This window comes from Bacteroides mediterraneensis, from assembly GCF_900128455.1.
In the GTDB taxonomy this organism is placed as follows: domain Bacteria; phylum Bacteroidota; class Bacteroidia; order Bacteroidales; family Bacteroidaceae; genus Phocaeicola; species Phocaeicola mediterraneensis.
On the sequence record NZ_LT635783.1, the window covers coordinates 3,120,079 to 3,145,125 of the forward strand.

Genomic DNA, 25,047 nt, shown 5'->3' on the forward strand with positions numbered 1-25,047 from the left:
AGTATTTGTGCAACTCTTTCGGTGGATTCTTATTTTATTGTTCAAAAGTCGGATTCGTTATTCCAACGCAAACAGCTTGCTTCTTGACAACAGAGAAGAACCTATCACATTTGCCTTTTCTTTTAACTCAGACAATACGATGTCTGAATCCTTATACATCAGATTCAATGTATATTTACGGACAGCCGAAATGACCGGAGGAAGCAGGTATTCTCCTACTTTTGAAAACTCACCGCCAATAATCACCTGCTCAGGATTGAATACATTAATCAAGTCTCCAATATGACGTCCTAATTTGGCTCCGATTTCTTCCACCAGCTCGATGGCCAGCACGTCTTCCCGACGTACTGCTGAAATAATGTCGGCCAGCGTAATATCATCGATGGCTTTCTCTTTCAGCAGGATGGAATTTTCTCCTTGACGAAGACGGGCGATAAACTTACGGTATAATGCCGAACAGGAAACTTCCGTCTCGATACATCCTTTCTTTCCGCAATAACAAATCTGCTGGTTGTCGTATCCATAGTTATGTCCAAATTCACCTGCAAACCCTGACATCCCGGAATACAACTTCCCATCAATGATGATGGCCATTCCCAGTCCCCAGTTCACATTAATAAAGATAAGATTCTTCGGACACTTCTCCGGACGTGTGATGAATTCTCCATACGCCATAGCCCGGCTGTCATTGTCGATGCAGACATTGATGCCCAGCCTGTCGGTAAACATTTGAGCCAACGGCTTGTCACCAAATGTCAGGTGTGTATAACTACATCCTGTTTCCGGATTGACACGTCCGGTCATACCGATACAAATATTCAATATCTTCGACTTGTCACAAGGAAGTTCATCGATAAAGATTTCTATTTCACGGCAAATACGCTCCAGACATTCCGGTGTATTTTCCAATTTAAACGGAATTTCCATCTTTGTCTGCAACACATCTCCCTTAAAATTAATAGCACCTAAACTTAAAGACTGCACTGCCAACGCCACTCCTATAAAATAGGCAGAATCCGAATTCAACCCATATAAACTGGGATGGCGTCCCCCACTGGTCTCCAGTTTTCCACAATCGTTCACATATCCCTCTTTGCACATTTCATCCACAAATTTTGTCACGGTAGGAACGCTTAGCCCCATTGATTTAGACAAATCTGTAATTGTGGTGCTGCCTGCATAAATCAGATGCGTAATGATACGCTGTTTTACTAATGCACTTTTAACGCCTTTCTGTATGTTCGTCAATAGAGTCTGACCCATATTCGTTATTTTTTATAGAAACATTTACAAATGTAGAATTTTTCTTTAAAAAGTCAAGCATAAAAAATCTATTTTTTTATTTGACATTCTGAGTAAGCTTTGATATATTTGCAGAAGTAAGCTAATTTTCGAAGATTACAATTAAATTAATTTCAATATTCAAAATTCTAACCACCATGAGACTAATCATTGAATCTGATTACAGTGCTCTGTCCAACTGGGCAGCAAATTATGTTGCAAAGAAAATCAACGCAGCGAACCCTACAAAAGAAAAACCGTTTGTATTGGGTCTTCCTACCGGTTCATCTCCACTGGGAATGTATAAAGCCCTGATTGAACTGAATAAAAAAGGAGCTGTCTCTTTTAAAAATGTAGTGACTTTCAACATGGACGAATACGTTGGGCTTCCCGAATCTCATCCGGAGAGCTACCACTCATTCATGTTCAACAATTTCTTCAACCATATTGACATCTGCAAAGAAAACATCCATATTCTGAACGGCAATGCAGCCGACCTGGAAGCAGAATGTGCCAATTATGAAAAGGAAATTGAGAAATTCGGCGGTATCGACCTGTTCCTGGGAGGTATCGGTCCCGACGGTCACATCGCATTCAACGAACCGGGCTCTTCATTGAGCTCACGTACCCGTGTGAAAACACTGACTACCGACACCATCATTGCCAACTCCCGTTTCTTTGAAAACGATGTCAACAAAGTGCCTAAAACCGCATTGACCGTAGGAGTAGGAACCGTACTTTCTGCCAAGGAAGTGCTGATTATCTGCAACGGACACAACAAGGCCCGCGCTTTGCAGCATGCAGTCGAAGGAGGAATCACACAGATGTGGACCATCAGCGCACTCCAGATGCACCAGCACGGCATCATCGTATGCGACGAAGCTGCCACGGACGAATTGAAAGTCGGCACTTACAAGTATTTCAAAGACATTGAAAAGAACAATCTCTAATTTGCTAAATCATGAGAACAAACCTAAGCTCTCAAATCTCACTGAACCGTGTATCTCCCAGATACTACCGCCCGGAAAATGCGGTGGAACGTTCTGTACTGACACGACTCGAAAAAATACCCACCAACATCTTTGAGACCATTGATGAAGGAGTGGTACAAATTGCCAATGAAATCGTAGCCAAAATACAGGACAGACAACGCGAGGGAAAATTCTGCACCATTGCCGTGGGTACAGGTGCTTCCTTACGTCCGCTCTTCGCCGAACTGATTCGGAAACACAAAGATGAAGGCGTCAGCTTCCGCAACGTAGTATTCTTCAACCTGTATGAATATTATCCGTTGACCGAAGGTGCCGGAAGCAGCTTCAACCACCTGAACAAACTTTTCCTTTCCCAGATAGACATCGACCGCCAGAACATTTTCACAATGGACGGAACGATTCCTCAGGAAGCCATTACGGAACACTGCCGCCTGTACGAACAGCGTATCCAGACGTTCGGTGGCATCGATATCGTCATCATGGGAGTAGGCCGGGAAGGAAATATCGGTATGAACGAACCGGGTTCACATGCCAGTTCAACTACCCGTCTGATTTTGATTGATGCGACCTCCCGCTCGGAAGCCGCACACAACATCGGAGTAGACAACCTGCCTCCATGCTCCATCACCATGGGTATCAATACTATCCTGAGCGCCCGCAAAGTATATTTGCTGGCATGGGGCGAAGACAAAGCCGACATCATCCGAAGTGCGGTAGAGGACAAGGTAAGTGATACATTGCCGGCTTCTTACCTGCAACTTCATGCCAATACTTCTGTCTGCATCGACCTGGCAGCCGCTGCCCATCTGACACGTATCCAGCGTCCGTGGCTGGTAACGAGCTGTGAATGGAACGACAAGCTGGTGAGAAGCGCGATTGTATGGTTGTGCACCACACTCAACAAACCGATTCTGAAACTGACCAACAAGGATTACAATGAAAACGGCTTGAGCGAACTGCTGGCACTCTACGGCTCTGCCTACAATGCCAACATCAAAGTGTTCAACGACTTGCAGCATACCATCACCGGATGGCCGGGCGGAAAACCGAACGCAGACGATACGTATCGTCCGGAACGTGCCAAACCTTTCCCGAAACGGGTAGTGGTATTCTCTCCGCATCCGGACGATGACGTGATTTCCATGGGAGGAACCTTACGCCGCCTCGTGCAGCAAGGCCATGAAGTACACGTAGCTTACGAAACCTCAGGCAACATTGCCGTAGGCGATGAAGAAGTGGTACGCTTCATGCACTTCATCAACGGCTTCAACCAGCTGTTTGAAAACAGTGAGGACAAGGTTATCTGCGACAAATACGCCGAAATCAAACAGTTCTTCTCTACCAAGAAGGAGGGCCAGATGGATACACGCGACATCCTGACCATCAAAGGTCTCATCCGTCGTGGAGAAGCCCGTACAGCTTGTACATTCAACCGTATCCCGCTCAACCGCTGCCACTTCCTGGATCTCCCGTTCTATGAAACCGGAAAGATTGAAAAGAATCCTATCAGTGAAGCCGACGTGGAAATCGTACTGAACCTGCTTCGTGAAGTGAAACCTCACCAGATTTACGTAGCCGGCGACTTGGCCGACCCGCACGGAACTCACCGTGTATGTACGGATGCCGTATTCGCCGCCATCGATGAAGAAAAGAATGCCGGAGCTGAATGGCTGAAAGACTGCCGCATCTGGATGTACCGTGGTGCATGGGCTGAATGGGAAATCGAAAACATCGAAATGGCCGTACCGCTGAGTCCGGAAGAACTTCGCGCAAAACGTAACTCCATCCTGAAACATCAGTCGCAGATGGAAAGTGCTCCGTTCCTGGGCAACGACGAACGTCTGTTCTGGCAAAGAAGTGAAGACCGCAACCGCGGAACCGCTTCACTTTACGACCAGTTAGGACTGGCTTGCTATGAAGCTATGGAAGCTTTTGTAGAATATAAACCTATCTAAAAGCATTCAGACTATTACCATAAAAGACACAGAAACGAAAGTTTTCTTCTACGCGAAGAAAGGCCCGTTTCCGTGTCTTTTCTTTTTTACTTGTCACTCACACTCTTTATTTATCTACATGAAAAAATTAGTTATCCCTATTCTGGCTTTCTGGCTCAGCTGCCTTTTCCCGGCCTGTACCTCTTCCGACCATTTTCTGAAAGAAACAGACTACCGTCAGAAGGTAGAGACCGATTTCAACCAGAAAAAAGAAATTCTCAACCGGGGCAATCTCTTTGCGGTTTTCAATGAAGAAATGACGCAGGAGGAACGGGAGGCCATGATGTTCCTATATGCCTACATGACGCCGGGCGATATTGCCGACTACTCTGGCGAATTCTACCTGAAAAATGTACGTCTGGCACTTCAGGACCGCAAGCAAACCACTTGGGGCGCCCAAATTCCGGACCTGATTTTCCGCCACTTTGTACTCCCCGTACGGGTAAACAACGAAAACCTGGACAATGCCCGCGAAGTATTCCGTCAGGAACTGATGCCCCGCGTAGAAAAATTGTCCATGTACGATGCAGTGCTGGAAGTAAACCACTGGTGTCATGAAAAAGTGGTCTACACTCCGACCGACAGCCGTACCAGTGCTCCGCTGGCTACCGTCAAAACAGCTTACGGACGTTGCGGAGAGGAATCCACCTTTCTGGTAGCCGCCCTGCGTGCCGTAGGTATTCCGGCCCGCCAGGTCTACACACCGCGCTGGGCACATACCGACGACAACCACGCTTGGGTGGAAGCCTGGGTGGACGGAAAATGGTACTTCCTCGGTGCCTGCGAACCGGAACCCGTACTGAATCTGGGATGGTTCAATGCCCCGGCCAGCCGAGGCATGCTGATGCACACCAAGGTTTTCGGAGCCTATAACGGACCGGAAGACGTGATGAAAACCACGGCCAACTACACCGAAATCAATATCATCGACAATTATGCACAGAGTGCGCCGGTCACCGTCACCGTGGTCGACTCATTGGGAAAAGCAGTGGAAGGTGCCCATGTGGAATTCAAGCTCTACAACTATGCAGAATTCTATACCGTAGCCAGCAAGACTACCGACGTTTCCGGCAAAGCCTCGCTTTCCGCCGGACTGGGCGACATGCTGGTATATGCTTCCGCCAACCAGCACTTCGGACTGAAAAAAGTATCTTTCGGCAAGGACAAGGAAGTGACCCTTACCCTCTCCCACCGTCCGGGTGACGTGTTTGCAGATACTCTGCACATCGTACCGCCTGCCGAAAAGGCCAACCTGCCGGAGGTGACCGAAGCCCAGCGCAAAGAAAATACCCTGCGTATGGCCCAGGAAGATTCTATCCGCAATGCCTACGTGGCCAGCTTCCCGACAGAAGAAAAGGCCCAAGCATTTGCCCTAGAACAGAAACTGGACGCAGCACGTACCAGCGACTTCATCGTAAAATCCAGAGGCAACTACGCCGACATCATGCAGTTCCTCTCACATGCCGTGGAAAAAGGACAGGGCACACGGGCACTGGAGCTGCTGGGCACACTGGCCGAGAAGGACTTGCGCGATACACCTTGCTCCATTCTGGAAGACCACCTTTATGGCACGGACACCGCTGCGGACGTACAAGAAGTGCTGGCCCCGCGCATTGCCAGCGAAATGCTGACACCTTACCGGAGCTACTTTCAGAAGGCATTCCCCACCGAATTGGCATCCCAAATCAAAGCCGACCCGCAAGTGCTCGTGAAATGGTGTAAGGACAGCCTGACCATCCGCAATGACCTGAGCACCTTGTTTACAACCACTTCACCGGAAGGGGTATGGCGCAGCCGGGTCACCGACTCCCAGTCCAGAGACATCTTCTTTGTAGCAGCCGCCCGCAGTCTGGGTATTCCTGCCTGGAAAGATGAAGTGAACGGCAATATCTGCTACCGTCTGAACGGTAATCCGGTGCTGGTGGACTTTGAAAAATCGGAAGGAGGTAATTTGTCGGAAGGCATACTGAAGGCCACCTACGAGCCGATTCCCCGACTGGACAACCCGAAATATTACACCCACTTCACCTTGTCGAAATACGACAACGGCACTTTCCAGCTACAGAACCATCCGGAAGATGCCAGCTGGGCCTCCCTGCTGAAAAACGGAAGCCAAATGTCGACGGGCTATTACATGCTGGTAACCGGCAGCCGTATGGCCAACGGAGGCGTATTGAGCCAGGTTTCTTTCTTTACGGTAGAAGAAGGAAAGACCACGGTCACCCCGCTCTGCATGCGCGACAATACGGAGGAAGTACGTGTCATAGGCAACTTCAACTCTGAAGCATTGTACACCCGTCCGGACAACGGGGAACAGGTATCCATCCTCAGCACCACAGGCCGCGGTTATTACATTGTCGGCGTACTGGGTGTAGGACAGGAACCTACCAACCATGCCCTGAAAGACATCGAAATCAAGAAAGCGGAATTTGAAAAATGGGGACGTACGATTGTACTGCTCTTTACCGACGAAGCGGCCTACCGGAAATTCGACCGCAAAGAGTTCCCCAACCTGCCATCGAACGTGGTATTTGGAATTGACAAGGACGGAAGTATCCTCAAGATGATGGCCGAAAACATGAAACTGGGCAACAAGCCCACCCTGCCGGTGATTATCCTGGGCGATACGTTCAACCGCGTGGTTTTCGAGTCACACGGATACACCATCGGCATGGGCGAGCAACTGCTCCACGTCATCCACGGGCTGTAAGCGCCGCGATGGTACGACGAACTTTTTCGGGGGTCGTGACCGGATGACAATATTCATCCATATCCGTATCTCCCATCGACAAAGCCGGATTGCGAAGAAGCATCCGGCTTTCTTTTTGTTCACGGGCCGAGAAATGGAATTCACAGGCACCCGTCACACTGGCCAATTCCGCGATGTTGTGTTCATTCACCCCGCATCCCGGCATGATAATGATACGGTCGCCTGCCTGCTTCACCAGTTCCGCCAGCAACGTAGCCCCTTCTATCGCAGTGGGCATCTGGCCGGAAGTCAGCACACGGTTCACTCCCATATCAATCAGTTCCTCCAACACCTTAGCAGGAGACTTCACATAATCAAACGCACGATGAAAAGTGACCGAGAGTCCCTTGGCAGCCTTCATCAATCGCTGCATGGCCGGCTTGTCGAGCTCTCCTTCCGGAGTCAGACAGCCGAACACTACCCCGTCGGCTCCAGCCTGACGGGCTGCCAGAATGTCTTCTTCCATGATGTCAAGTTCCGAAGGAGTGTACAGAAAATCTCCTCCGCGCGGACGGATAATGACATGCAGACGGATATCAATCAATTTCCGGGCCACCTTGATTTCGCCAATGGAGGGAGTGGTTCCCCCTTCCGGCATGCCGGCACACAATTCGACCCGATGGGCTCCTCCCTGCTGGGCAGCCACACAACTCTCCGCGGAGTTCGCGCAAATTTCAAACATGTAGTTTTTCATCTTTCAGTACACTTTAAAGAATGATTTTTTCACCTTCCGGAAACACCTTTGCGTTTACCGGAAAACGCCTTGACGTTTTACTCAAAACGTAAGTGCGTTTTATATGAAACGCAAGTACGTTTTACCTGAAACGCAAGTGCGTTTTCAACCAAACGTCGAAGCGTTTTTCTTTCTTCGTCCGCACAGGTTCCGAAAGGTATCGGTTTATAAACAAAAAAGCTTATTAAACCGTTCATTCTCAGTCTAATAAGCTATCATGTACGCCCGTGGGGAGTCGAACCCCAATCGAAGGAACCGGAATCCTTTATTCTATCCATTGAACTACGGGCGCAAATACCAATAAACACACTTCCCAGCTTCCTTTGTCGAAAAGGATATTTCGAAAGCGTGACAAAAATACAATTATTCCCCCTTTTCTCCTAATTTTTTCAGGAAAAAATAATTTTCCTCCCTCAAAATAGTTGTATCTCACTCACGCTCAGAAAGCCACCTCCTTAGAACTGGAAGTAGATAAAGGGCTGGATATCGCTGCTTTTCACCTGTATCACCAGATAAATCAAGGCAATCATCACCACGGCCTGTGCCACCAGCGGCAAGCGCACCATACCGCGGCTGCAGGCGTTCTGCCAGCTATCAGGACAGAAATGGAGCAGAAAACCGACTCCCATCAGCACAAAAACTTTCCAGTAACCCGTCAGAAGCTGTTCCAGCAATTCCGGATGAAAGGCCGTGAATATCTGACGAATCATGGTGACAGAGGCTTCAAACGTGGCATTGCGGAAGAAAATCCAGCAGAAGCACACAAAATGGAAGGTCAGTACCACGGCAAAAAATTTCCGTATACCCTGACTACGGTACTGCTTAGAACGCCCCAGCAAACTGCGGAAGAACTTATGCAAGGCCAGTGCCACCCCGTGCAGTCCGCCCCACACCACAAAGTTCCAGGAAGCTCCATGCCAGAGTCCTCCCAGCAGCATGGTCAATATCAAGTTGATATAGGTACGAATCTTTCCCTTCCGGTTACCTCCCAGAGAGATATAAAGGTAGTCGCGCAACCAAGTAGACAAAGAGATGTGCCAGCGATGCCAGAAATCGGTCACACTGTCCGCCTTGTAAGGCGAGTTGAAGTTGAGCGGGAAACGGAATCCCAGCAGCAAGGCAATACCGATGGCCATGTCGCTATACCCCGAGAAGTCACAGTAAATCTGCAAGGCATACCCGTACACTCCAAACAAGTTTTCCAGTCCCGAATACAATCCCGGATTATCAAATATACGTTCTACGAAGTTCACACTGATGTAGTCCGAAATGACCGCCTTCTTGAACAGGCCACTCACGATAAAGAAAATTCCCTGTCCGAACATCTCCGACGAAACGAACAGCGGCTGCCGGATTTGCGGAATGAAATCGCGGGCACGCACAATCGGTCCGGCAACCAGCTGCGGAAAGAAAGACACATAAAACGCATAGTCCAGCAGGTTCGACAATGGCTTCAAATCCCGGCGATACACATCGATGGTATAGCTCAACGATTGGAAAGTGAAAAACGAAATACCTACCGGCAAGAAGATGTCGAGCGGATGGAACTGTCCGTTCCACAACGGAGCCAGCATCTCATAGAAGAAGTTCGTGTACTTGAAATAGCAGAGCAATCCGAGGTTGATGCACAAGCTACACACCACCAGCATTTTCCGTTTCCATGCCGACACCGTGACCTCCATCCTGCGGGCCAGCAGGAAATCGGACACCGTGACAATACCTAGCAGGAAAAAGTAGAACCCGCTGCTTTTATAATAGAAGTAATACGAAAACAAAGTAACAAACAGCAGACGTGCCGTGGTCTTCTTCTGCAAGAGAAGATAGACCAGACTGAATCCTAAGAAAAGAAAAAGAAACAGTCCGCTGCTGAAAATCATCGGCTGCGCGGAATCATACGTCAGCACATCCTTCAATCTATCCCAGTCAATTCCGAGTTCCGTCCAGTTGAGTTTCCACATAATTGTTGTATGATTTGATAATCGCTTCGTGTAATAATAATCCTTGCAGGATATATCCGTCCTGCGTGAAATGAATCTTGTCCCGTTGGTAATAGTTTCCGGCACTCCAGTTCAGGCATGCCCGCCGTTCGCCGCCCACAATGTGGTACATGTCCCACAAGGCCAGTTTCCGGGAAGCCGCATAATCCTGTTCCGTCTTCACCACCAGTTTTGTTCGGGGATTGATAACCCGGGCCCCCCTCCGGCCGTTGCGCACGTAAGCCCCCGGTGGGGTGGTCAGCAGATAAACCGCCTGCGGACACCCTTTCTTCAACTCTCCCAGCAGATAATCCATGTGCGCTATATGTTCGGCAGAAGAATAACGACGGGCGTGAGCCTCGTTCGTGCCAAAAGAAAGAATCACCAAGTCGGGATTCAAATCGATAATCTGCTGTATGTTCTCCGGCGTAGAGAAAGAACCGTAAGTCGCTCCGTTCACCCCCAGTATGTGGTAGACGATTCCCGCCGCCCCCGTTTCCTGTGCCAATCCGGACGTACGGTAACTCACCTGCATATCGAGCACCGCATCTCGTCCGAAATCATCTTCCAGCTGTCGGCGGACCACATACGGAAACACATGTCCCCGCACGTGCGAGTCACCGATGTGCACAATGCGCAGCGGGCGGTCGAGCACGGAAAGCTTCTGCCAGAAAGGAAGCAGTTCTCCCGTCGGGTCTTCAATCCGGTTTTCCGTTGTTTCCCTGAAACTGGCAGGCATCGCATGGCTCACCTGGACAAATTTCAGCAACTGCTGCATGGCCTTGCTGTCGGACACATGACCGGAATGACGGTCAGGGCGTGATTTCACCGGCAACACATCCTGTGCCGACACCTCCATGGTCCAAAGGCACAGGACGCACCACGCTATCCAGACACACAGTTTATTCCATCTCATAAGCTTTCCGTTTTTCATACTGTTCCTTTCCGTACATCAACGTCTCAAACAGAAGTCCGGCAATGTGCTTACCTCCCCTGAAATTGATGTGCGTATAATCGTAATTGGCCATCTGCGGTTTGCTTTCCACCATCTTCACCATGCTGCCTTCCCCTCCCATGGCCTCAAACATATTCCAGAATGCCACATGCGTCTCTGCGGCCAGCGCCTGCTGGTAACGAATCAGCCGTTTCACTCCCGGCATGGTACACAGCTCACCGTTCTCATCCTTGTATTCCCGGTCGCCCACACTGACAATCAGAATCGAGGTTTCAGGGAAAGCCTCTTTCAGACGTTCCACAATGGGTTTCATGGCATCCTTATAATACGTATAGTTCAACACTTTTTCCGAAGCCACGTTCAACCCATATTGCAACACAATCAAATCATAAGGCCGCAACCGATTGTACTGGCGGAGAATAGACATAGGGATATGCCCAAGCTGCTGCCCGCTACTGCCACGGGTACTGAAATTATCCACCACTACTCCTTGCTTCGGGTCCATGGCCACCGCATAGAACAAAGCAGCCGAATCCAGCTTTTCCACGTTCCAGCGTATGGAACCAATCCGACCGCCCACTGACACGGCCTGCAGTTCCCCGTTTCCTTTTACAGGGAACAATCTCCCCTGCCCTCCATTGACTGAGGCACTCAGCGTCACGGAGTCTGAAGCCAAGAAGTAACACGTAGACAAGTCGCACGTATCGATGCGGGAAAGAAAACGCTTCTCCCCTTTCAGCGTGACATACGCCCCCGGAGAAGGGATGAAGTAATGATTGGAAATATCCTGACGGGAACGGTCGAAATAGACAGAGTCCGTAATGGCATGGCTGCGCCATCCACCAAACGTCTGGTGGACGGTAGGACGGAAACCGGCAATCTTGCTCGTAATCGGCACGTAGCCCACTCCACACCCGCCGAAACGCTTCTGCAGCATCTCGCGTAAATCGCCGGTCAGGATATCAGCCTCAATAAAAGAGTCACCGAAATAAGCGATACGTACCGGGCGGTCCATCGCATTGACCTGTCCCAATGCCTCATAAAAACGATTCATGCCACGCCCGGTAGAGTCCACGTATTCCTCAATACAGACCATACCACTCTTGCAGGTATCCACAAAGGCCGGCTTCACCGGAGGAGGCAAGACAAGGGTATCGGAATCCATCGGTTCCATCACCTCTTTTTTGATACGTATATCGGAAAGCAAATCCACCTTTCTCAAAGGCTTGTCACAGAAAGAGAGAGACGGCAGAAAATGCAAGGCAAACAAACCTGCCACCACCAAAAACGTAAACAGGAAAGTATATAATAATCTATTCTTCATGAATTTTCCTCTAAAATCGAGTGCAAAGATAGTGAAAGCCGAGTGCAGAGGCAAATAGAAAACGTAGTTTTCTGATTTTGACTATGCCGAGGCGTAGCCTAGCTTATTTAAAGATAGTGAAAGCCGAGTGCAGAGGCAAATAGAAAACGCAGTTTTCTGATTTTGACTATGCCGAGACGTAGCCTAGCTTATTTAAAGATAGTGAAAGCCGAGTGCAGAGGCAAATAGAAAACGCAGTTTTCTGATTTTGACGATGCCGAGGCGCAGCCTAGCTTATCTAAAGATAGTGAAAGCCGAGTGCAGAGGCAAATAGAAAACGCAGTTTTCTGATTTTGACGATGCCGAGGCGCAGCCTAGCTTATCTAAAGATAGTGAAAGCCGAGTGCAGAGGCAAATAGAAAACGCAGTTTTCTGATTTTGACTATGCCGAGGCGCAGCCTAGCTTATCTAAAGATTGAAGAATTAGGATACGAAAGCTTATTTCCGACGTTTTTCCCGGATATTCTTTAAGAATTCATCTACCATTCGGTTACCTTTCTCCGTGGTGATGCCCCTCATGTGGAGAATGGTAATTTCACTGTAAATCTCGGCCAGCGGATAATGCAGCGTGATATCAGAATAAATCAGCAAATCCATCTGCATGGCCATGGTCTGATTGATAATCAGAAAATTGATGTCGTCCCGAAAAATACCTTGTTCCACCCCTTTTTGAAAATATTTCACGGCGTCCGCATCGTTTCGCCGCTGCTCTTCATGTATGAAATCCAACACCTTGGGATACTTGCGCAAATCGCGGAAGAACAAAGGATTCACCTGATACAACTCGTTGACTTTACGTTCATAAAAAGTAAGGATTACTTCCAGCACGTTTTCCGCTCTGGAAGTAATCTCTTGCATATCCTGATTGACCCGCTGGCGATAAAAGCTGAAGACCTCGAGCAACAACTGCTCCTTGTCTCCGAACAATTCATAAAGTGTCCGCTTGGAAATGGAAAGTGAACCTGCGATATCGTCCATGTGGACAGCTTTAATGCCCGAACGCTTAAAAGCCTTTGCCGCAGTATCTACGATGCGCACTTTCAGCTCCTCACGGTTGCTCTCTCTTCTTCTTCCTGCCATCAGTCTTTCTCTATCAATGGATAATACCTAATTGAGAAGATTCCACAAACTGGAGGATATTCTCAATTTCCGGTCCGTGAGGAATCTGTTCCCGAATACGGGCCAATGCGTCGTGCTGTGATGTATTGGCCTTATACAGGATACGGTAAGCCTGTGCGATGTGCTTAATCACCGTTTCAGAAATACCGGTATATTCCAACACCTTCGTATTGATGCTGTAGAATGAAATAGGTTCATGGGCAGCGACAATATAAGGAGGGATATCTTTGATGAAACGACATCCGCCTTGTACCAGCGAATAACTACCCAAACGCGTGTTGCCTTGCATCAGCACATTGGACGTCAGAATAGCACAATCGTAAATAATACAGTTACCGGAAACCTGAGACCCATTACCGATGATGCAGCCGTTTCCCACTTCCACATCGTGTGACAAACGGGCACCTGTCATGATAAAGTTATTGTTGCCCACTTTTGTGGCATGCGAAGCATGAGTACCACGGATAATCACGGCATTCTCACGAATCACATTGTGATTTCCGATAATGGCCAGTGTATCTTCCCCTGTATAAGCAAAATCTTGGGGAACAGCCGCAACGACTGCTCCCTGGTGAACTGTATTTCCGTTTCCCATGCGCGTGCCACTCATCAGGCTGGCATAGGGCATAATCACATTATCATCGCCTATCTCTACGTTCTTGTCGATATAGGCAAATGGATGTACCGTCACATTCTTGCCAAGTTTGGCCGACGGATCCACATAAGCTAAAGGACTAATCATGTTTCTTCATATTTAAGGTTACTTATTCTCTTCCTCCACCCAGTGCGCTGTACAGGTTGATGACAGCCTGCATACGCTGGAAGTTGTCGGAAACTTCACTCAGCTGGGCGCTCAACAAGTTCTGCTGTGCGGTCAGGATTTCCAGGTAAGTGGCATCCCCGCTCTGGAACAAAGCCTTGGTGTAGGTTACCGCCTTATCCAGCTGGTCTACCTGTCCACGGTCTTCCACCAGTTTCTTGTTCTGCGTGTCGTACAGGAACAGCGCGTCGCTCACTTCCTTACCTGCTTCCAGAATAGTCTGCTGGTAATTCATCTGTGCAATCTTTTCTTCCGCTTTCGATACCTTCAAGTTGGCAATCAGCTTACCATTGTTGAAGATAGGCTGAGCCAGTGAAGCCACCGCATTCAGAATCAATTTACCCGGATTCAGCACTGCCATTCCTGCACTGTTCGTCCATCCGGCGGTACCCGTGATATTCAATCCCGGATAGAAAGCGGCACGTGCCGAATTAGTCGTATAATATGCTGCAGCCAAGGTCATTTCGGCCATCTTCACATCCGGACGATTTTCCAACAACTGCATCGGCACTCCGGCTGTCAGCTCTTCCGGCATCACCTGTTCATCCAGTGTACTGCGGTCGATAGGCTGCGGAGCCTTTGCCAGCAAGACAGCCAGTGAGTTTTCTGTTTCACGTACCTGACGTTTCAAGTCGAGCAAAGAAGCCTCTACCTGATGGCTGGCTGCACGCATCTGTGCTACAGCAGCCTCGGTAGTCATACCGGCAATCTTCATGGCTTCCATCACCCGTACGTTTTCCTTGTAGATAGCGGCCGTTTCAGTCGTGATTTCCACCTGACGGTCGAGCATCAGCAAAGAGTAATAGGTATTGGCAATACCGCAAATAATCTGTGAGCGTACAGCCTGTTCAGAATACTTACTCTGTTCGTAAGCTACTTTCTGTCCCCGCTTGGCATTCAGGATTTTCCCGAACAAGTCAATCTCCCAGCTGGCAGAAACCGGCAACTGATAAGTCTGTGTCGGTTTCGACTTGTCAAAGCTGCTCAACGTTCCCTGAGGAATAAAGTTTATAGTGGGCAGGTAAGACAGTTTTGCTGCCGTCAGCATCACTTTCGCTTCCTCTACACGAAGCGCAGCAGCCTGCATATCCACGTTATTGGCAAGGCCTTCTTCAATCAAAGCCTGCAGTTTTGCATCACGGAACACTTCCTTCCAAGGCAGATTTCCCATGTTGGCTGTGTCCGAAGCCAACGTATCGGTCGCCGAAGCCGGGTCGCGATAGATGCCTGAGGCATCTATCGTTTCCGGACGGTCGTAAGCTTTATAAATGTGGCAGCTGCTCATCATGGCAGTCAGACACATCATTCCTATTATCTGTTTTTTCATTATCAATCTTATTTATGCGTATTAGGAGAATACTGTTCAATTTCAGACTCTACTTCGCTTTCATCGAGGCTATCCCATTCCATCGGTTTTACCTTTTCTTGCAGCCACTGGAAAATGACGAACAATACAGGGACGATGAAAATCTGCAAAATCATACCAATCAACATACCACCGATAGCGGAAGAACCCAATGTACGGTTACCGTGGGCACCTACACCAAAGGCAAACATCAACGGAAGCAAACCGACAATCATGGCCAAAGAGGTCATCAAGATAGGTCGCAGACGAGCGGCGGCACCCAGTACGGCAGCCCATGAGATGCTCATACCTTGCTTACGACGATCGAGGGCGAACTCTACAATCAAGATGGCGTTCTTTGCCAACAGACCCATCAACATAATCAAGGCAATCTGCATGTAGATATCGTTTGACATGGAACCGACAATCATCTTCAAGGCCGGGATGCTACCCAGTGCACCGAATCCGTTGACAAAGATAAAGCTACCCATCAAACCGAACGGCACGGAAAGCAATACGGCCAGCGGAAGAATGTAACTTTCGTACTGGGCACTCAGCAACAGGTACACGAATACAAAACAGAGCACAAAGATGATACCTGTCGTACTACCACTTGAAGAAGCCTCTTCACGTGCCATACCTCCCAGCTCATAACCAAATCCGGTCGGCAGATTTTCCTTGGCTACTTCTGCAATAGCCTGCAGTGCCTGACCTGACGTATATCCGGAAGCCGGAGCCACCATCACCTTCATAGAAGTGTACAGGTTGAAACGGCTGATGATATCCGGGCCATATACTTTCTTCAGGCTGACAAACTGAGTGATAGGAGCCATTTCGCCATTGCTTCCACGAACTTTCACGCCATTCAGCGATTCCATGTTCTTGGTGGCATCCGGTTCTGCCTGAATCATTACACGGTACATCTTACCGAAACGGTTGAAGTTAGATGCGTACAGACCACCGAAGTATCCCTGCATGGTAGAAAGAATGTCGCTCGGGCTGATACCTGCTTTCTTACAAGCTGCCGCATCGATATCCAGCTGATACTGCGGGAAGCTCGGGTTGAAGGTAGTCTTCGCAGAGTTGATTTCCGGACGTGCTTCCAAGGCAGCAGTATAACTGTTCACCACTTCAAAGAAGTGATCCAGGCTACCACCGGTCTTATCCTGCATGTTCAACTCGATATCGCTTGATACAGAGTAACCCGGAATCATCGGAGGAGCAAAGAACAATACCTGTGCATCCTTGATGACTTTCTGCGCACGCATAAACAAAGTCGCATAAATAATATCTGAATTCTGCATCAGTGAACGTTCTTCCCAGTCTTTCAGCTTGATGATGACAGAACCGTAAGAAGGTCCCTGACCACCGATAAAGCTGTAACCGGAAATGATAGTACGTGACTGAACAGCCGGTTCTGCGGCTACCAGACTGTCTACCTTAGCCAACACTTCCATGGCGCGTTCCTGTGAAGTACCAGGAGGCAATGTCACGGCACCCATGATAGTACCTGTATCTTCGTTCGGCACCATACCTGTCGGAGTAATCTTCATGAAGAAAATCAACAGCACAATAGAAGCGGCTACCAATCCCATTGCCAGCCATTTCTTATGAATAAAGAAGACTACACGTTTCTTATAACTCTTCAGCAAAGAATCGTAGGCTGCGTTGAAGGAAGTATGGAAACGGTCAATCATGCTCATCTTCTTCGGTTTATGTTCTGAATCATGCGGTTTCAGGAAGAGAGCACACAAGGCCGGTGACAAAGTCAAGGCATTCAATGCAGAGAAGGCGATAGAGATGGCCATGGTAATACCAAACTGACGGTAGAATGTACCGGCTGTACCACCCATGAAACTTACCGGGATAAACACGGACATCATGACCAATGTAATGGAAACCAATGCACCACCCAGTTCACTCATGGCGTCAATGGAAGCCTCACGCGAAGATTTATATCCCTGGTCCAGTTTTGCATGGACACCTTCCACCACCACAATGGCATCATCGACCACAATCGCAATGGCCAGCACCATCGCCGAAAGTGTCAGCAAGTTCACACTAAATCCAATCAGCTTCAAAACGAAGAACGTTGCAATCAAGGCCACCGGAATGGCAATGGCCGGAATCAATGTGGAACGCATATCCTGCAAGAAGATATACACTACAATGAACACCAGGATAAATGCCTCAATCAAAGTCTTGATAACTTCGTGGATAGACGCATACAAGAAGTCGTTGGCATTCTGTGCCACGTTAATCTTCAAACCGGCAGGCAAGCTTTCTTCCGCCTTACTGATTACATCCAACAAGTTGTTGATGGTTTCCGTAGCGTTGGTTCCTGCCATCTGGAACACGATACAAGTTACAGCCTTATGACCGTTTACCGTATTATTAAAGGTATAAGCCAAACGACCCAACTCGATACGGGCCACATCTCCCAGACGAAGCACTTCGCCGTCGGGCAGAGCCTTGATGACGATATTTTCAAATTCTTCCGTCTGTTGCAGACGTCCTTTGTAACGGATGGTGTACTGGAATGTCTGATTACCACGCTCACCAAACTGTCCCGGAGCGGCTTCAATATTTTGTTCAGCCAAAGCATTGGAGATATCTGCTGGTACCAGGTTGTACTGTGCCATGATATCCGGCTTCAACCAGATACGCATAGAATAGTCCTGTCCCATCACGTTGGCATCACCTACACCTTTTACACGCTGTACTTCCGGAATCAAGTTAATTTTGGCGTAGTTTTCAATAAACTCAATGTTGTATTTATCTTCCGCATCATACAAAGAGAAAATCAACAACATAGAGTTCTGACGTTTCTGTGTAGTCACACCGACTTTGGTTACTTCGGCCGGCAACAGACCCTGTGCCATAGAAACACGGTTCTGTACGTTGACCGCCGCCATATCCGGGTCAGTACCCTGGTTAAAATATACACTGATATCTGCTGAACCGTTGTTGGATGCACTGGACTGAATGTACATCATGTTTTCCACACCGTTAATCTGGTCTTCCAGCGGAGCAATTACTGAGTTCAATACAGTCTGTGCGTTCGCACCTGTATAAGTAGCTCTTACCGATACGGTAGGAGGCGCGATGTCCGGATATTGTGTAACTGGCAAAGTAGCCAGACCAATCACACCCAAAATGACTATCAAGATAGAGATTACCGTTGATAGCACCGGACGGTTAATAAATTTATCTAGTTTCATTCTTTAATTACTATTTTTGTTACAGTTCCGGGAACTCTGTTTCATCCTCGCACGCATGCGACGCAAAGATTTCCCTAAAACCTACGAACTTTATTTATTAATTAAAAGCTGTCTGGATGTTACCCTCCTTCTGATCCTGCAAAGCTTTCTGATACTTCGCTTCCTTTTCAGCTGGAGTAATCGGAGTAATCTTCTGTCCGTCGCTCAAAGTCTGGACACCTTCCACTACAATTTTATCGCCCGGTTTCAAACCACCTGTTACAATGTAATTTTTCCCGTCGTTCAAATTAGAAATCTGTACTTCCGTATGTTTGATGGTATTGTCTGACTGCAACACATACACAAACTTCTTGTCCTGAATTTCCTGAGTAGCGGACTGAGGAATCAGAATGACATCATTCATGGTGTAAGGGAATACAACGTTGGCCATACCTCCACTACGCAATACATTCTGTTTGTTCGGGAAAATGGCACGCATGCTTACAGAACCGGTGCTCTGGTCAATAACTCCACTTACAGCATCAATCTTACCCTCTTCTGAATACATGGTTCCATCGGCCAGCTGCAGTTTCACGGCCGGCATCTTTTCCAGCTGTTCCTTCAGTGTACCTCCTGCACGGGTCAAGGCCAGCAACTGCTTTTCAGTCATAGAGAAATACACATACATATCGCCAATCTGAGAAACTGTAGTCAGCGGTTCTGCAACCGACGGACTAACCAGCGCCCCCACACGATACGGGAATGTACCAATCACACCGTCCGACGGACTGGTTACCGTACAGAATCCCAAGTTTTGTTTGGCTGCCGCATAAGCAGCTTCTGCCTGAGCCAGACTGGCTTTTGCAGAGAGCAAATTATTGACCGCAGTCTGATATTCAAAGTCACTGATAATCTTCTGTTCGTGCAGCATCTTCTTATTGGCCTCCGTAGAAGTCACAGTTTCCAGGTTAGCTTTGGCTGAAGCCACGCTCGCTTTAGCCTGGTCGTATGCAGCCTTGTACTGTGTCGGATCAATCTGGAACAATGCCTGTCCTTTGTGAACGGTCGCACCTTCATCCACACACAGCTTGACAATAAAACCTGAAACTTGAGGACGGATTTCGATGTCCTGTAAACCCTTGATTGTTGCCGGGTACTGAGTTGACTGATTGCTGGAAGTAAATGCAACCGCCTCTACCGCAAATTGGTCATCACCCATTTTCATACCCCCCTGACCACCACACGCAGTCAGAACCGAAAGAGTCAATGCATAGAATGCCACTCGGCTAGAAGAAAGACTTCTGTTTCTTTTTGTGCTCATACTTATTTTCATACTAAAAATTGATTTTATTCTTCACTCTCTCAAAATAAAAAGTTCTCCGTTGAAAAGAAAACTTTAAGCCTTTTTTTAGTTTTTAATGGTGCAAATATAGCAAAAAAATGCAGCCTGAAAAACGGTCTTTAACTAAGAATAACCATAATACGGAGATATAATTACATATCGCCGAATTAATCCGACCAATTGACGATAAACATCGACAAAAAATATCAACAAAATCCGTTTTATAGTTTTTTTCAGAAAAAAACAGTCCATTTGTTATTTTATTCCTACATTTGCGCGACACTTTATTCTTTGCAACCATCTAAAAAGAAAGAAAATATGACAAAAATAACAAAAGAGGCCGCTTTGCTCTACCATTCGCAGGGCAAACCGGGTAAAATCGAAGTAGTCCCCACGAAGCCCTATCAGACACAGAGGGATTTGTCATTAGCTTACTCTCCGGGAGTAGCAGAACCTTGTTTGGAAATCCAGAAAAATCCGGATACAGCCTACGACTATACCGATAAAGGCAATCTGGTGGCTGTGATTTCCAACGGAACCGCCGTACTGGGACTGGGTGATATCGGTGCCATGAGTGGAAAGCCCGTCATGGAAGGAAAAGGCCTGCTGTTTAAAATCTATGCGGGCATCGACGTGTTCGATATCGAAGTAAACGAAAAAGACCCCGACAAGTTCATTGAAGCTGTGAAGGCCATTGCCCCGACCTTTGGAGGTATCAACCTGGAAGACATCAAGGCGCCCGAGTGCTTCAAGATAGAACAGCGTTTGAAAGAAGAACTGGACATACCGGTGATGCACGACGACCAGCATGGTACAGCCATCATCTCCAGCGCCGGTCTGTTGAATGCGTTGGAAGTGGCAGGCAAGAAGATTGAAGACGTGAAAATCGTGGTCAACGGAGCCGGTGCTTCTGCCGTATCCTGCACGAAACTCTACGTCTCACTGGGTGCCCGTCTGGAAAACATTGTCATGATTGACAGCAAGGGAGTCATCTCCAAGCAACGTACCGATTTGAACGAACAGAAAAAATTCTTTGCAACCGACCGTACCGACATCCACACCTTGGCAGAAGCCATCAAAGGTGCCGATGTATTTCTCGGACTGTCCAGAGGAAACGTCCTGACACAGGATATGGTGCGCAGTATGGCCTCCCATCCGATTGTGTTCGCCTTGGCCAACCCTACTCCGGAAATCTCCTACGAAGACGCCATGGCTTCCCGCCCTGACGTATTGATGTCTACGGGCCGTTCCGACTATCCGAACCAAATCAACAACGTCATCGGATTCCCTTACATTTTCCGTGGTGCCCTCGATACCCGTGCCACAGCCATCAACGAAGAAATGAAACTGGCTGCCGTACGTGCCATCGCCGGACTGGCCAAGAAACCGGTACCCGACGTGGTCAACGAAGCTTACCATGTAAACAATCTGACCTTCGGACCGGAATATTTCATTCCGAAACCGGTAGACCCTCGTCTGATTACCGAAGTCTCCATGGCCGTAGCCAAAGCTGCCATGGAATCCGGCGTGGCCCGCAAACAGATTACCGACTGGGACGAATATAAAAACCGCCTGAAAGAACTGATGGGACAAGAGAACAAACTGACCCGCCAGCTGTATGAAACGGCCCGCCACAACCCGCAGCGTGTGGTCTTTGCCGAAGGTATCCACCCCAATATGCTGAAGGCTGCCGTAGAAGCCAAGGCCGAAGGCATCTGTCACCCGATTTTGCTGGGTAACGAAGAACGTATCGAGAAACTGGCCAAAGAACTCGACCTTAGCCTGGAAGGCATTGAAATTGTCAACCTGCGTCACGACCGCGAAGCCGAACGCCGCGAACGTTACGCCCGCATCCTCTGCGAGAAACGTGCCCGCGAAGGCGCCAACTTCCAGGAAGCCAACGACAAGATGTTCGAACGCAACTACTTCGGTATGATGATGGTAGAAACCGGTGAAGCCGATGCATTTGTTACCGGACTGTACACCAAGTATTCCAACACCATCAAGGTGGCCAAGGAAGTCATCGGCATCCAGCCGGGATACAAACATTTCGGTACCATGCACATCCTGAACTCCAAGAAAGGCACCTATTTCATTGCCGATACCCTGATTAATCGTCATCCGGATACCGATACCCTGATTGACATTGCCAAGCTGTCGGCCAAAGCCGTACGTTTCTTCAATCAGGAACCCGTGATGGCCATGCTGTCCTACTCCAATTTCGGTTCCGACACTGAAGGTAGCCCGGCCAAGGTACACGAAGCTGTGAGCCAGCTCCATCAGGAATACCCCGATTTGGCTATCGACGGCGAAATGCAAGTGAAGTTTGCCCTGAACAATGCACTCCGTGACGAGAAATATCCTTTCACCCGCCTGAAAGGAAAGGAAGTGAACACACTGGTATTCCCGAACCTGAGCTCTGCCAACGCCACCTACCAGCTTATCCAAAGCATGAGCGAAACGGAGGTCATCGGCCCGATTCAGATGGGATTGAACAAACCGATTCACTTTACAGACATCGAGAGCTCCGTGCGCGACATCGTCAATATCACCGCCATTGCCTGCATCGATGCCATCGTCGACAAAAAGAAAAAAGCGCAATAAGCGTTTCATAATCCATTAAATCCACACGGAGGTACGGACGCAAGAAAACCTGACATGTTCCCCTTGCCCGTCTGTTCCTCCGTGTATCATTTATTTCCAACTTACAACTATGAGAAAACCGCTTAACCACACCCAATGTGTCATCCTGACCCTCTGCTGGGCTGCCCTGTGCTTTCTGGTCCTCACTTCCACCCCCAAAATAGACGGACCGCTCATTGTCATGATACTGATTTCGGGAGCCTTGGTATTTATCCCCGTCATCAAGTCACTTAAAAACAGAAACAAATAAACACAAATAAGTTACTAAATAGATATTTTTGACACTTCTTACTCACTTTTCTTGATTTATTGTTGCATGAAAGAAATTTTATCTATATTTTTGGCACATCAAACAACAAATAAAACGATTAAGCAAATTAATCAAACCAATAAATAAGACAGATAATCTTTTAAATTATGAATGCAGCGAAAGTTCTGGAAGATCTGAAAAGAAGATTCCCCAATGAACCTGAGTATCATCAGGCAGTAGAAGAAGTGTTAGGAACCATCGAAGAGGAATACAACAAGCATCCTGAATTCGATAAAGTCAATTTGATTGAACGTCTTTGTATTCCTGACCGCGTATATCAGTTCCGTGTCACTTGGATGGACGACAAAGGCAACATCCGCACCAACATGGGTTACCGCGTACAACACAACAACGCCATTGGCCCGTACAAAGGCGGTATCCGTTTCCATAGTTCCGTAAATCTGGGAATCCTGAAGTTCCTGGCTTTTGAACAGACCTTCAAGAACTCACTGACCACTCTGCCGATGGGTGGAGGTAAAGGTGGATCCGATTTCTCTCCGCGTGGCAAGTCCAACGCCGAAGTCATGCGTTTCTGCCAAGCCTTCATGTTGGAATTGTGGCGCCACATCGGTCCTGAAACCGACGTTCCTGCCGGTGATATCGGTGTAGGCGGTCGCGAAGTAGGCTACATGTTCGGTATGTACAAGAAACTGACCCGCGAGTTCAGTGGCGTACTGACGGGTAAAGGCCGTGAATTCGGTGGTTCACTCATCCGTCCGGAAGCTACCGGTTATGGTAACATCTACTTCCTGCTCGAAATGCTGAAAACCCGTAACATCGACATCAAGGGCAAGACCTGTTTGGTATCCGGTGCCGGTAACGTAGCACAGTACACCGTAGAAAAACTGATTCAGCTGGGAGCCAAAGTAGTCACCATGTCCGACTCCGACGGTTACATCTACGATCCGGACGGCATCGACCGTGAGAAACTGGACTACATCATGGAACTGAAGAACCTCTACCGCGGACGTATCCGTGAATATGCAGAGAAATACGGCTGCAAGTACGTAGCAGGTGCACGTCCATGGAATGAAAAAGCTGACATCGCCCTTCCTTCTGCCACTCAGAACGAAATCAACGGCGACGATGCGAAAGCTTTGATTGCGAACGGTGTATTTGCCGTATCCGAAGGAGCCAACATGCCTTCTACTCCAGAAGCTATCCGTGTGTTCCAGGAAGCCAAGATTCTCTACGCTCCGGGTAAGGCTGCCAATGCTGGTGGTGTATCTGTATCCGGTCTGGAAATGACACAGAACTCCATCAAGCTGAGCTGGACTCAGGAAGAAGTGGATGAAAAACTGAAGAGCATCATGAAGAACATCCACGAAGCTTGCGTGAAATACGGTACGGAACCCGACGGTTACATCAACTATGTGAAGGGTGCCAACGTAGCCGGATTCATGAAAGTGGCCAATGCCATGATGGCCCAAGGTATTGTATAACGCTTGATTTTAATATTACACAAAAACCGGGTGGAACTTGAAGATTCAGGTTTCACCCGGTTTTTTATGTTGTGATGAATGATTGTGATTGTCGGTTATTCCACCGCCAACTTCTGTGTAGCCCAATTATAAGTCACAGTATACACCGTATTCTGTTCTACCGTTTTCCCATTCTCCGTTCCCCAACTACCCGACTGTTCCTTTGATTCTCCATCCGAGTTAGTAACGGACAACTGATAATTGAAAGAATCCGAATAAGGGAAATAAGCCGTTTCTCCATCAAGGAGTCCAACCGACCGATTCCCGGAAGTCACGGTAAAAGTATAACCTTGCAGCCAGTCGCCCGTCACCGCCGTCAAATTCAAACAAACCGCGAAAGTAATCATAGGTACCTGCACCTCCACAGCAGTTGTGGTACCTTCTGTCACGACAAAAGACACCTCCTTATAATAGACTGGTTCTCCTTTGGTTTCATTGTCCCAAGTAGATTCCTTTCCATAGTTTGCACTATACGCTTTCAGCATATAATCGGTAGCCGGCTCCAATTCAATCTTGTTTTGCATCTCTTCCGGAGTCAAAGTACGAACAAATTGCTCTCCTTTATACAAATCTACAGTCAAACTTTCATCCACCGCACGCGAAGCGACTTCCGTCATCACTTGCGACTGCAATTCAATCCCTTCTACAGACAAATAACCTTTTCCTGAAGGAATCTCATTTTCCTGCTGACAGCTTGCCAGCAGAAAAATTCCCAATAAAATATATACTATATTCTTTTTCATC

Annotated in this window: 17 protein-coding genes and 1 tRNA gene; 6 read left to right on the plus strand and 12 right to left on the minus strand. The window is 48.1% G+C overall.

The annotated features are described in order from the left end of the window. Positions 1-57: 57 nt before the first annotated feature. Positions 58-1,263, minus strand: coding sequence for an ROK family transcriptional regulator (locus BQ7480_RS13330; RefSeq protein ID WP_072543250.1), 1,206 nt, complete (start codon positions 1,261-1,263; stop codon positions 58-60). Positions 1,264-1,439: 176 nt separating this feature from the next. Here BQ7480_RS13330 and nagB point away from each other — a divergent pair, with 176 nt between their 5' ends. The 3 genes from nagB (at position 1,440) to BQ7480_RS13345 (ending at position 6,977) form a co-directional block, all read left to right on the plus strand. Next, the gene (nagB, locus tag BQ7480_RS13335; RefSeq protein ID WP_072543251.1) at positions 1,440-2,231 is read left to right on the plus strand and encodes a glucosamine-6-phosphate deaminase; all 792 of its coding nucleotides are present in this window, start codon (positions 1,440-1,442) and stop codon (positions 2,229-2,231) included. An 11-nt stretch (positions 2,232-2,242) separates the two neighbouring features. Then, the gene (locus tag BQ7480_RS13340; protein ID WP_072543252.1) at positions 2,243-4,228 is read left to right on the plus strand and encodes a glucosamine-6-phosphate deaminase; all 1,986 of its coding nucleotides are present in this window, start codon (positions 2,243-2,245) and stop codon (positions 4,226-4,228) included. A gap of 118 nt (positions 4,229-4,346) precedes the next feature. Beyond that, positions 4,347-6,977 carry a transglutaminase-like domain-containing protein gene (locus BQ7480_RS13345; protein WP_072543253.1) on the plus strand — a complete coding sequence of 877 codons (2,631 nt, stop codon included), beginning with the start codon at positions 4,347-4,349 and terminating at the stop codon, positions 6,975-6,977. Here BQ7480_RS13345 and BQ7480_RS13350 read toward each other — a convergent pair. The 10 genes from BQ7480_RS13350 to BQ7480_RS13395 form a co-directional block, all read right to left on the minus strand. Then, a complete protein-coding gene (locus BQ7480_RS13350) occupies positions 6,961-7,710 on the minus strand; it encodes a copper homeostasis protein CutC (protein WP_072543254.1) in 750 nt (249 codons plus the stop codon). The genes BQ7480_RS13345 and BQ7480_RS13350 overlap by 17 nt on opposite strands. A 259-nt stretch (positions 7,711-7,969) precedes the next feature. After that, a tRNA-Arg gene (locus tag BQ7480_RS13355) sits at positions 7,970-8,041 on the minus strand. A gap of 163 nt (positions 8,042-8,204) precedes the next feature. Then, positions 8,205-9,707, minus strand: a complete 1,503-nt coding sequence (locus BQ7480_RS13360) for an MBOAT family O-acyltransferase (protein WP_072543255.1) — start codon at positions 9,705-9,707, stop codon at positions 8,205-8,207. Then, the gene (locus BQ7480_RS13365) at positions 9,673-10,641 is read right to left on the minus strand and encodes a GDSL-type esterase/lipase family protein (protein ID WP_083581894.1); all 969 of its coding nucleotides are present in this window, start codon (positions 10,639-10,641) and stop codon (positions 9,673-9,675) included. The genes BQ7480_RS13360 and BQ7480_RS13365 overlap by 35 nt, the downstream gene beginning before the upstream one ends. Beyond that, positions 10,628-12,004, minus strand: coding sequence for an SGNH/GDSL hydrolase family protein (locus BQ7480_RS13370; RefSeq protein ID WP_072543257.1), 1,377 nt, complete (start codon positions 12,002-12,004; stop codon positions 10,628-10,630). The genes BQ7480_RS13365 and BQ7480_RS13370 overlap by 14 nt, the downstream gene beginning before the upstream one ends. Before the next feature lie 477 nt (positions 12,005-12,481). Then, positions 12,482-13,123: a TetR/AcrR family transcriptional regulator gene (locus tag BQ7480_RS13375; protein ID WP_072543258.1), complete on the minus strand. Its 642-nt coding sequence runs from the start codon at positions 13,121-13,123 to the stop codon at positions 12,482-12,484. 13 nt (positions 13,124-13,136) lie between these two features. Further along, on the minus strand, positions 13,137-13,904 hold the full coding sequence (gene lpxA, locus BQ7480_RS13380; protein WP_072543259.1) for an acyl-ACP--UDP-N-acetylglucosamine O-acyltransferase: 768 nt from the start codon (positions 13,902-13,904) through the stop codon (positions 13,137-13,139). A 22-nt stretch (positions 13,905-13,926) separates the two neighbouring features. Continuing rightward, positions 13,927-15,309 carry a TolC family protein gene (locus BQ7480_RS13385; RefSeq protein ID WP_072543260.1) on the minus strand — a complete coding sequence of 461 codons (1,383 nt, stop codon included), beginning with the start codon at positions 15,307-15,309 and terminating at the stop codon, positions 13,927-13,929. Between the two features lie 8 nt (positions 15,310-15,317). Continuing rightward, the gene (locus tag BQ7480_RS13390) at positions 15,318-18,548 is read right to left on the minus strand and encodes an efflux RND transporter permease subunit (RefSeq protein WP_072543261.1); all 3,231 of its coding nucleotides are present in this window, start codon (positions 18,546-18,548) and stop codon (positions 15,318-15,320) included. A gap of 97 nt (positions 18,549-18,645) precedes the next feature. Further along, positions 18,646-19,752, minus strand: coding sequence for an efflux RND transporter periplasmic adaptor subunit (locus tag BQ7480_RS13395; protein ID WP_394332657.1), 1,107 nt, complete (start codon positions 19,750-19,752; stop codon positions 18,646-18,648). Positions 19,753-20,187: 435 nt separating this feature from the next. Between BQ7480_RS13395 and BQ7480_RS13400 the strand changes: the two genes are divergently transcribed. From BQ7480_RS13400 to BQ7480_RS13410, 3 genes are all read left to right on the plus strand, one after another. Next, entirely contained in the window at positions 20,188-22,473 is a 2,286-nt protein-coding gene (locus tag BQ7480_RS13400) for an NADP-dependent malic enzyme (protein WP_072543262.1), read from the plus strand. A 109-nt stretch (positions 22,474-22,582) separates the two neighbouring features. Further along, positions 22,583-22,762: a hypothetical protein gene (locus BQ7480_RS13405; protein ID WP_072543263.1), complete on the plus strand. Its 180-nt coding sequence runs from the start codon at positions 22,583-22,585 to the stop codon at positions 22,760-22,762. A gap of 167 nt (positions 22,763-22,929) precedes the next feature. Continuing rightward, a complete protein-coding gene (locus BQ7480_RS13410; protein WP_072543264.1) occupies positions 22,930-24,264 on the plus strand; it encodes an NADP-specific glutamate dehydrogenase in 1,335 nt (444 codons plus the stop codon). A 95-nt stretch (positions 24,265-24,359) separates the two neighbouring features. On the opposite strand, the gene BQ7480_RS13415 is transcribed toward BQ7480_RS13410, so the two are convergent. Further along, a complete protein-coding gene (locus BQ7480_RS13415; RefSeq protein WP_072543265.1) occupies positions 24,360-25,046 on the minus strand; it encodes a DUF4493 domain-containing protein in 687 nt (228 codons plus the stop codon). Between the last annotated feature and the right edge of the window lies 1 nt (position 25,047).